This window comes from Sporosarcina ureae, assembly GCF_002101375.1.
In the GTDB taxonomy this organism is placed as follows: domain Bacteria; phylum Bacillota; class Bacilli; order Bacillales_A; family Planococcaceae; genus Sporosarcina; species Sporosarcina ureae_B.
Genome location: NZ_CP015207.1, coordinates 2808879 through 2818423, shown reverse-complemented (window position 1 = coordinate 2818423; position 9545 = coordinate 2808879). Strand labels below are relative to the sequence as shown.

Sequence of the window (9545 nt, the reverse complement as noted above, 5' to 3'; positions counted from 1 at the left end):
AGCCTTGAGACCCCGCAGGGAGCGAAGCGGACGAGGAGGCTCAAGCCATGCCCGCAGGAAAGCGTCCGCCTGGAACGCTGATCAACGGTGTCCTCCCCATCACTCTTCACTATTTCAGAAAGAAAAAATCCTATCGCTCTTTCTTCCATTGTACCGAAAGAAAAGAAAGACAGGAACCGTTAACCTTTATTCTTTTTTGTGATCACCCTGCACACTAGAAAAACTCCTAAAGTCTTCCTCTACCTTCCGCGTCAACCTGCGCTCAAACCACTTCCCTACCAACCACAGCAAGAAAATAACCACAAACATAATCAACGTCCGGATCGGCTGCGTGACAAGCGCCCGCACATCATACCCAATAAACGTAATCATCATAATCATCACTAGCTTACCAAGCATCAGCACGAATAAATAATTCCTCTTGTTCATATTCGACAAACCCGCCACAAGATTCACCAAAGCAGAAGGCGTAAACGGAAAACAAATCAAGATAAACAACGGACCAAAGCCATTACGCTCGACCCACTGAATGAGCTGTTGCACTTTTTTAGGGCGGGTCAAGAACGAGAAGAACGTATTACCGCCAAATCTACGGACGAGCAAAAACACAACATACGAACCCGCTACCGTTCCAGCCCAGGAAAGGACAAAGCCTAACCAAAAACCAAATGCAATGGCATTGGCGATAACAAATACGAAGAGTGGCAGAAATGGTAAGAATGCTTCCAAAAACGTTGGGATTAATCCCATGAAAAATCCTAGTGCCTCATACTGGTCTGCCAAATCCTCCACTTTATCAATTGATAGCCATTCATTCATCGCCAACACCCTCACTGATTTTCATAATTTTTCGTCATATCGCTGTAGAATTTGTTGAGTTATAGTATACTAGCTCCTAGATTGGTAAAAGAAAGATGGGCTGCCTAGTGAATACAACCTTTTCTCATGGCCTGAAAGCAGGATCGAGCATTGCCATCGGCTATTTTCCCGTTGCGCTGACATTCGGACTGCTCGCTAAAACGACCGGCCTCTCTATTATTGAAGCAACCGCAATGAGTTTATTTGTCTATGCAGGAGCAGCACAATATATGGCACTCAGCTTACTCGCGTCCGGCGTTGCGCCGTGGCTCATCGTGACGAATACATTCATCGTCAATATTAGGCACTTTCTCATGACGGCTGCTCTAAGTGAAAAAGTGGAAGCCGCACCAAAATGGAAGAAAGCTGTCTATGCATTTGGAATCACTGATGAAACATTTTCCGTTCTTGCCACCCAAAAGAATCGACAAGTCACGACCGCTTTTGCGTTTGGCGTTGCCTTGATTGCCTATAGTAGTTGGGTGATCTTTACAGCAGTAGGACACGTCATTGGAGCGAACTTACCGCAATTTCTACAAAAAGCGATGTCAGTTGCACTGTATGCGATGTTCATTGGCTTGCTCGTCCCTTCTATGAAAGGCAATCGCAAAGTAGTGTTGCTCGCAGTGATTGCAGCAGCCATTCATTGCACACTGTATTACACACATTTACTCTCTACCGGATGGTCGATCTTGGTCGCGACGCTCGCTTCCGCAATAGTTGTTGAGATTCTTTATGTAAAGAGTAATAAGAACGTTGATCGCTTTACTGAACAAAAGGAGGTAAACTGATGGGATCTACGTATTGGTGGATGTTGCTTGGCATGGCCGTCGCCACATATGTGCCTCGAATGATTCCGTTGACCATTCTCGACGGCAAGGAATTACCGCCAATCGTTAGCGGTGTGTTGCGCAATATTCCATATGCAGTGCTCGGTGCACTGATTTTCCCGGCTATTTTACATATCCAAGATGATATTCTCTTCGGCATAATAGGCGCGATCACAGCGTTTACACTAGCCTTCTTCGGCCTCGACGTGATGTTTGTCGTGATTGGTACCATTGCAGCACTCGCAGTGTACAGTCTATTTTGACTCTTACTCTCACTATTCCCCACAGCGTAGACAATTAAAACAGCGACTAGCTAGTATTCGAAATAAAAAAGCGGTTTTCAAAGCATATATGCTCTTTGAAAACCGCTTTTTCACTCCTCGGCTTGATTCAGTCGCGCATTCTTCACCATGCGCGACGCAAACCAAAAACCTACTGTCAAAGACACTGCATCCGCTACATACAACAACCAGTTATGCGTATATCCTGCATAGACCGACGCTGCGATGAGCGACAATGTCAATATTAATCCAACGACGTGATGAAATGTCACGCGCGTAAAAAATACAACTAAAATCCCTGGCAACAACATCGCAAACAGTAACTTCGTTTCGAAATCATGCATATTGTTCTCCCCTTTTAACGCACAACCACAATACCTAGACGGAAGTGGTCATGACGGAACAGCACTTGTTGCTTTAGACGTACTTCTTGATCACGGCCGATTACTTGCAAACGACAGTGTGCAGCATTGACTTGGATGGCATCATATAATTCATCTTCATTATGAATCGAAATGCCGTTTACCGACTTGATCAAATCACCTGGGACTATGCCCATTTTCTCTGCTGGCGAATCGTTAAGAACCGCTACTACATAGACACCTTCTGATTGAGGCACTAACAATACTTGCTTATTGCGTTCTGATAGTGAAATCATAGCGCTCAACAAGATACGGCATAAGACCCCTGCAAGCAATGCTGCCCAACCAAGCACAGGCATCCAAATTGCACCAATACCTACTACCGCGACAGCCACACCGAGCCAAGCAATCGCTTTTCCCATTTTAGGAAGTAGCACGTCCGGGAACGTAGAACGAACCCATTGCGAGAAGCCGATGACTATAGGTACCGGAATGAATGAAAATTGCTCTGAGCCTAGTGTGAATTGCGGCCAGTATGGAGCAATTTCCGCTACCATATGTCCGGGTACTATAAATACCACTGGCACGAGCCAAAGTAATTTCGACTGATAAATTGCACCACGCATGCCGCGTTGTGTCGGAACGAATGATGGAGACGTATGACGCGCCGCGTGACGACGAACTAATAAGCCTTCCGAAATTAACAATAATCCCGCAATAATCGGTACCGTAATAGCTAATGTACCGAAGAAGTCCAAGTCTTCTTGAACGAACCATGTGCCGATTGAAAAGTCTCCCGCAAAACGATCCAATGCCCATAGCGCAAAAAACGCGATAGTAACATAATAAATCGGTGATGCTAGTTTATAGGAGAATGATACAATAACGAGCAACATGACAATGGATAAAAGAATGATCCAGTTAAAATCGACGATCAACCCAACACCGGCAATCAGAATCGATAACACGAGACCGTGCAACCAACCTACTGAAAGAATGTGTTTCATTTCAGTAGAACCTTTGTTGATGCCCACATTGAAATCTGTTCGCTCGCGACTTACGCGTTTACTGCCAAGCATATAGGCAGCCACTAAAGCGATTAGCCAGACTGGATTCAGAAAAAAGTAAAGTAATGCATCTTTTAAATTAAGTAATAGTTCGCTAGACATCTTCTGTCACCTTTCTCGCTTGTCTTTATAGCTCTTTTCTTCATTGTACAAAAAAAGAAGGAAAATAGCGAGAGAGTTCTTAAGGAAGTTCCAATTTAAGCTAAATTGCATGAAAAAAAAGAGGCTGTCCGCAAGTCTTGTTTCCAAGACCTTGTCGAACCGCCTCTGCTATTATTTCCCCAATTCATTGACGAGGAAATCGACCGCCATACGTAACTGTTTGTCGTTCTTTGGCTCCGCTCGATATTCTTCTGCAGCCGTTTTTAATGCCATGAAGAATTCTCTGTCCATATCATAGCCTTCTTTAATTTCATACTCCGCACGAAATGCATGTACTGCTTCTGCCGTTTCACGATCGAAATAGCCATCTGTTCTACCTGGACGATGATCAAATGCTTTGAGCATGCGTTGCGCATATGCAACTTGGTCATTGAAATGCCCTTCTTTCATCGTATCCGTCACCATTTGCAAGTGCTCTGTGAATAACGTATTCTGTTTTACTTCAATATCCGCTGTGACTCCTTTGCCATGAATCCACTTCTCTTTAGGCGTCAACCATTTACTCGTCGATAGCTTCAATTCTCCGCCATTGGATAATTCCATCGTTTCTTGTACAGTTCCTTTTCCGAAACTGGTTGTGCCGATGATCTCACCGCGTTTCAGATCTTTGATCGCTGCACTCAACACTTCACTCGCCGACGCACTACCAACATCTTGTACGATGACAATCGGAATTTGTTTCAAACGTTCATTGAATGAAAGCTTGTCGTCTTTCTCCGTTGAAACAGGCGTTAAATTCCCTTGTGCATCTTGCATCACGACAAACGTTCGATCTTCTTCTAATAGACTACTGGAAATTTCGGATACAGCCTTCAAATAGCCGCCCGGATTACCGCGCACATCGATGATGATAGCTTGGGCACCTTTTTTGATGACATCAGACGTAGCCTTTTGCCACTCTTTTGCTGTCTCTTCACCAAACATGCTTAGCGCTATGTACCCGAGCTTAGCATCCCGTTCTTTAATTAGCTGATGCGAAACAGACTGCACAGGCATATGATCGCGTGTGATCGTGAATTCCATATGCTTATCCGCTTCAGGTCGGAAAATAGTCAACTTCACTTCCGTCCCTTTTTCGCCTCGTATCATATTGACTACATCACGTAGTGTTTCATTGGCCAACCGTTCACCGTTGACACGCACAATTTCATCATAAGGCTGTAATCCCGCTTTTTCCGCTGGGCCTCCTTTTACTGGAGCTACAACAACATACTTACCGTTCGTCCGTGTCATTTCCGCACCAATCCCGACACGTGATCCTGCGAGTGATTCCCGGTGAGACTCCGCTTCCTGTTCGGTCAAGTACGTCGAATACGGGTCGCCGATCGTATCGGTCATCCCACGCAATGCCCCTTCAATCAGCTCGTCCTTCTTGACTGGATACACTGCTCTCTCCTGAATCTTTTCGAACACTTCATCCACTACAGGCAACTTACTGATCGACTCATTCTTTGCAGCTTCTTGCTTTCCACAGCCATTTAGCCATATGGCGCCGATCAGTAATAACACCCCCGCCAAAAAAAGCCTGCTCTTACGCATTCATAACCTCCTCCTCTCTTCACTATATGAAGAAAGACAAGAAGTTACGACACGAGAACAGACTCTTTTTTCAGTCCATGAAGTCGACTAATTCATTCAACGTTTTTTCATCTAATGGTCCCACGACTTTTTGTGCAATGCGCCCTTGCGTATCAATCATAAACGTTGTAGGCATCGAGATTACACCATATTTATGTGTGACTTCCGCTGTTTGATCTAACGGAATCGGGAAGCTTAATCCATAAGAATCTACAAACGTTTCTACTTCACCTATCCCACGTCTCTCGGATTCCGTGACGTTGACTGCGATGAGTTCTATTTGGTCTTCATCCGTAAGCTTCGAATAAAAGCTTTCCATATGCGGCATTTCTGCTTTACATGGAGGACACCATGTCGCCCAGAAGTTCAAAATCACTTTTTTCCCTTTTAACTCGGAAAGCGTCACCGTTTCGCCTGCAAGAGTTTCCAATGTAAAGTCCGGGGCAGGTGAATATTGCTCTAAACCTTCTTCTTCCCCTTGCACTGCATCTTCCGGATTCACTTGTGTAATCGGAGTTTCTACCGCTTTTTTCTGTCCGACTGTATTTTCTACCATGATGAAGATTAACGTACCGATGATACATGCCGTGATGATATATCCAAGCGTTTTCCTACTCACTCTACCTCTTCCTTTCCACTAATTGGTTGTGCCGTAGCTCTATCTATTCCAAACAGTAACAAACCGATGAAAATGGTCGTGATGAATGCTGTGTTCAGTAGATTTCCTTGGATGGCTGACACAAAAAAATGAACCGCTATCAAGACACCCGCAAGGTCGCTCACTGTATTGACTTTCTTTTGTTGACACCACCAGGACAATACAAAGACGGCGATAAATAATAGAACCGTTGCGCTTTTCACTACCAGACTGCCTTCATTAAGAAATGTCATAGCGATTTGGTAGACAACCTGCCAACAAATCAATGCAAGCAATACCGACCATTTATCGATACGCTCCCACTTCTCTTTATATACTCGACGGAGCATCCATACACTGGCTACGACTAGCCCGAGTATCCAGCCGAACGTCCCTCCGTGAAAATAAAGGATAGAGAGCGGATTTTTCATGACCAACGAAAAGTCTGTTACAATCACTGACAATTTCCAAATGATTACGATATAGAAAAATAGATCACCGATTCGTTCGCCATGTACTTTACCAACGTATAATCGAATGAAAAGATAGGTCACTATGAAACCCGCAATGAACGCAATCCAAGAAGACGGCATCGTAATCGAACCGATTGGATAATACTGCGTAACCGGCATCGTCACTCCCCCTATTCTTTCTATAAACATATGAAAACCTACCTATTCAGGCAGGTTTTCAGTTTATGCTATATTAAAAAGAAACGTAATGCAAAGGATTGACTGCACTTGGACCTGTCGCGGAGAAGTTTCCTACATGCACTTCAAAATGCAAATGCGGACCTGTAGAGTTTCCTGTCGAACCGACCGCTCCAATGAGTTGACCTTTATCGACAGATTGTCCTGAGCTTGTACCAATAGTTGATAGGTGAGCATAGACCGTCGTCAAAATCTGACCTTTCATGGAGTGCGTGATCATGACCACGTTACCCAATCCGTCCATACTGCCCGCGTACGATACGACACCATCTCCTGCTGCTACAACTGGAGTTCCTGTTGGTGCGCTAATGTCCATTCCACGGTGTTGTTTTTTCACTTTCGATATCGGGTGAATCCGCCAGCCAAATCCTGAACTGAACCTACCCGTTGTCGGTTTTGTCCAAGAGCCGCTTGAGACAGGCGGAGCGGCAATGGAACTTGGCGAACCACTGTTTGCCGCAGCTGCTGCTGCCAATCTTTCTTGCTGCAACTTTTGCTTTCTCGCTTGTTCTTTGCGAGCGACTTCTGCCAAACGATTTTGTTCTGCGATAATTTTCTTTTCCAATTCAGAACTGAATGCTACCGTTTCGCTATATTCTTCTTCTAACGCGCCTTTTTCACTTGAAAGTTTTTCCTGACTCTTTTCAAGCTTATTTACCACTTCTCTTTTTTCGAGCTTTTTATTATGCAATTCGTCTTTCATTGCTTGAATTTTTTGCTTGCGCTCTTTTTGTTCAGCTAATTTCTGCTCTACCAGTTTCTTTTCTTCTTCTAACAGCGCTATATCTTCTTCTTGTTGTTGAATGATTTTTCGATCTGCATCCATCAATGTAGATACTGCCGAGAAGCGATCAATGAAATCCGCGAAGCTGTTAGCACCAAGAAGCACGTCCAAATAACTGACTTTATTCCCCTTGACTTGCATCACGCGAACACGCTCACGTAAAACTTCGTCTCGTTGTTTAATCCGAATCTCTAATTCTTTAATAGAAGACTGAAGTTCATCAATTTCAATTTGAGTCTGATTCATTTCTGCAATGATCCGATCCATATTTTGATTGGTTTCTTCAATTTTGTCATTCAGTTTTTTAATTTGGGAGACCAGTACATCGACTTCCGACTGCTTCTCCTGTATTTGAATTTCTTTTTTCTGGATAGTAGAATCTAAACTTTTCTTTTTGATTTCTGCTGCATTTTTTTCATTCTGCAAATCTTTCAGAGAGTCTGCGAATACATCTGCACTGCCAACCGTCGTGGTAAGCAAACAAATCGCAAGGACACTTGAAACGATTCTATGTCTTTTTATCAAATCCTAGTTCTCTCCTTAGTCAAACTTACGATTTCAAGAATTTCCTGACTGACATGAAACTACCCCAGACACCAATAAAGACGGCGACGAATAGTAGTAAAAAGTTCAATTGTAATAGGAATGGGTTAGGGTCAAGCAAATGGAATAATTGATTTTGCAAACGACCTTCCCAGAAACTATACAACTTCGAATAAAATGTCGTCATCAAAGCCATCGGAAGGATCGCACCGAAAATTCCAAGCCACACGCCTTCGAGCATGAAAGGAATCCGTACGAAACTATCTGTTGCACCAACCAGTTTCATAATATCGATTTCTGTACGTCTCGCCACAATGGTGAGTCGGATCGTATTCGATATGAGGAACATAGCAGTAAACAGCAATGCCAATATTAAGCCCAGTCCGATGTTTCGTCCTATTTTTAAGACATGGAAAAGTTTTTCTACCTTACCTTCACCGTATTCCACGTCAAAAGTATGCGGGTACGTGGCAATTTCATTTGCGATGGATGCTGTGTTTTTGGGATTATCCGCTTTAACATATAATGCATCACCGAGGGGATTGTCCTGTTTATAGAGCGCCAACTCATCACCAAATGACTGAATCATTTGCTCCAATTCCTGTTTTCGCGAGGAATACTTGACTTCGGCAACACCTGGGGTTTCTTTGACTTCCTTCAATAGTTCTTGGACTTCATCTTTACTAGCACCTGGTTCCGCGACTACTTTGATTTCTACATCATTTTCGATGTTATCAGCCAGTTGATTCAAGTTCATCATGATGACGATGAATACGCCGATTAATAGTAAAGTCACGGTCACTGCGCTAACTGATGCAAAAGTCATCCAACCATTTCGACTTAAGCTTTTGAAACTTTCCCGAATATGACGTCGTACTGTTCTAGATTTCATTGGAGTATTCTCCTTCGTTCTCATCTCGTGTGATGAGTCCGCCTTCGATCTGTATCACGCGATGTGGTTGATTATCCACAATATCTTTATTATGTGTTGCCATAATGATCGTTGTGCCTTGTGCATTTATCCGTTCAAAAATCTTCATGATCTCCCATGAAGTCTCTGGATCTAAATTCCCTGTCGGTTCGTCTGCAATGACGAGCTTCGGTTTATTAACGATCGATCGCGCAATCGATACGCGTTGTTGTTCGCCACCTGACAGTTCATTTGGAAACATTCTCGTTTTCTTGGTGAGCCCTACTAATTTCAGAACTTCTGTCACTTTTTGACGAATGACGCTCGGTGATTCTTCAATTACCTCTAGCGCATACGCAACATTTTCGTAGACAGTCAGTTTTGGCAGTAGTTTAAAATCCTGGAATACTACGCCAATTTGTCTTCTCAAATAAGGGACATCTCTTCTTTGCATTTTTGTCAGTTCCGTATTATTGAAGTAAATCAATCCACTAGACGGGACTTCTTCACGATACATCATTTTAATGAACGTGGATTTACCCGCGCCACTCGGTCCGACAACATATACAAATTCCCCTTTTTCGATTTCGACGTGAATTCCGTTAGAGGCTACAACACCATTCGGGTACTTTTTGTATACATTTTTCATTACAATCATACATCATAACCACCTGAATTTTGTTTTTCTCTCATATTCGCCATTTTTATTATAGCATGGCCTTGACTCTACCATGTATTACAGTTATGTATCAATTGATTAAGCTAGATAAATAGTAAAAATTGGTTTATTTTAGTAGTTATATGTACAAAAAAATCGTCCCCA

At 43.2% G+C, this 9545-nt stretch carries 11 protein-coding genes; 2 read left to right on the top strand and 9 right to left on the bottom strand.

Annotated features, from left to right (window positions below; all coding sequences use genetic code 11):
- Nucleotides 1-186: 186 nt before the first annotated feature.
- Nucleotides 187-819, bottom strand: coding sequence for a TVP38/TMEM64 family protein (locus tag SporoP8_RS13750; protein ID WP_085133035.1), 633 nt, complete (start codon nt 817-819; stop codon nt 187-189).
- 95 nt (nt 820-914) lie between these two features.
- Here SporoP8_RS13750 and SporoP8_RS13745 point away from each other — a divergent pair, with 95 nt between their 5' ends.
- Both SporoP8_RS13745 and SporoP8_RS13740 read left to right on the top strand, forming a co-directional pair.
- Entirely contained in the window at nt 915-1649 is a 735-nt protein-coding gene (locus SporoP8_RS13745; RefSeq protein WP_085133034.1) for an AzlC family ABC transporter permease, read from the top strand.
- Complete coding sequence (locus SporoP8_RS13740) at nt 1649-1951, top strand: AzlD domain-containing protein (protein ID WP_085133033.1); 303 nt, start codon at nt 1649-1651, stop codon at nt 1949-1951. Before SporoP8_RS13745 ends, SporoP8_RS13740 begins: the two co-directional genes overlap by 1 nt.
- 110 nt (nt 1952-2061) lie before the next feature.
- Here the strand turns inward: SporoP8_RS13740 and SporoP8_RS13735 are convergent, their stop codons facing one another.
- The 8 genes from SporoP8_RS13735 to ftsE form a co-directional block, all read right to left on the bottom strand.
- Nucleotides 2062-2313 carry a CsbA family protein gene (locus SporoP8_RS13735; protein ID WP_085133032.1) on the bottom strand — a complete coding sequence of 84 codons (252 nt, stop codon included), beginning with the start codon at nt 2311-2313 and terminating at the stop codon, nt 2062-2064.
- 14 nt (nt 2314-2327) lie between these two features.
- Nucleotides 2328-3500, bottom strand: a complete 1173-nt coding sequence (locus SporoP8_RS13730) for a PDZ domain-containing protein (RefSeq protein WP_085133031.1) — start codon at nt 3498-3500, stop codon at nt 2328-2330.
- 171 nt (nt 3501-3671) lie between these two features.
- Complete coding sequence (locus SporoP8_RS13725; RefSeq protein WP_085133030.1) at nt 3672-5099, bottom strand: S41 family peptidase; 1428 nt, start codon at nt 5097-5099, stop codon at nt 3672-3674.
- 70 nt (nt 5100-5169) lie between these two features.
- A complete protein-coding gene (locus SporoP8_RS13720) occupies nt 5170-5757 on the bottom strand; it encodes a peroxiredoxin family protein (protein ID WP_085133029.1) in 588 nt (195 codons plus the stop codon).
- Nucleotides 5754-6407 (bottom strand): hypothetical protein, encoded by a 654-nt coding sequence (locus SporoP8_RS13715; protein ID WP_085133028.1) that lies wholly within the window; start codon nt 6405-6407, stop codon nt 5754-5756. Before SporoP8_RS13715 ends, SporoP8_RS13720 begins: the two co-directional genes overlap by 4 nt.
- A 73-nt stretch (nt 6408-6480) precedes the next feature.
- A complete protein-coding gene (locus SporoP8_RS13710) occupies nt 6481-7794 on the bottom strand; it encodes a murein hydrolase activator EnvC family protein (protein ID WP_232319162.1) in 1314 nt (437 codons plus the stop codon).
- Between the two features lie 25 nt (nt 7795-7819).
- Nucleotides 7820-8704 carry a permease-like cell division protein FtsX gene (gene ftsX, locus SporoP8_RS13705; protein WP_085133027.1) on the bottom strand — a complete coding sequence of 295 codons (885 nt, stop codon included), beginning with the start codon at nt 8702-8704 and terminating at the stop codon, nt 7820-7822.
- Complete coding sequence (gene ftsE, locus SporoP8_RS13700; protein WP_085133026.1) at nt 8694-9380, bottom strand: cell division ATP-binding protein FtsE; 687 nt, start codon at nt 9378-9380, stop codon at nt 8694-8696. Before ftsE ends, ftsX begins: the two co-directional genes overlap by 11 nt.
- Nucleotides 9381-9545 lie beyond the last annotated feature (165 nt).

Bases quoted from the DNA above. Each gene is read 5' to 3' on its own strand.
- SporoP8_RS13730 (WP_085133031.1), bottom strand. From the start codon at position 3,500: ATGTCTAGCGAACTATTACTTAATTTAAAAGATGCATTACTTTACTTT.
- SporoP8_RS13715 (WP_085133028.1), bottom strand. From the start codon at position 6,407: ATGCCGGTTACGCAGTATTATCCAATCGGTTCGATTACGATGCCGTCT.
- SporoP8_RS13745 (WP_085133034.1), top strand. From the start codon at position 915: ATGGGCTGCCTAGTGAATACAACCTTTTCTCATGGCCTGAAAGCAGGA.
- ftsE (WP_085133026.1), bottom strand. From the start codon at position 9,380: ATGATTGTAATGAAAAATGTATACAAAAAGTACCCGAATGGTGTTGTA.
- SporoP8_RS13735 (WP_085133032.1), bottom strand. From the start codon at position 2,313: ATGCATGATTTCGAAACGAAGTTACTGTTTGCGATGTTGTTGCCAGGG.
- SporoP8_RS13725 (WP_085133030.1), bottom strand. From the start codon at position 5,099: ATGCGTAAGAGCAGGCTTTTTTTGGCGGGGGTGTTATTACTGATCGGC.
- SporoP8_RS13750 (WP_085133035.1), bottom strand. From the start codon at position 819: ATGAATGAATGGCTATCAATTGATAAAGTGGAGGATTTGGCAGACCAG.
- ftsX (WP_085133027.1), bottom strand. From the start codon at position 8,704: ATGAAATCTAGAACAGTACGACGTCATATTCGGGAAAGTTTCAAAAGC.
- SporoP8_RS13740 (WP_085133033.1), top strand. From the start codon at position 1,649: ATGGGATCTACGTATTGGTGGATGTTGCTTGGCATGGCCGTCGCCACA.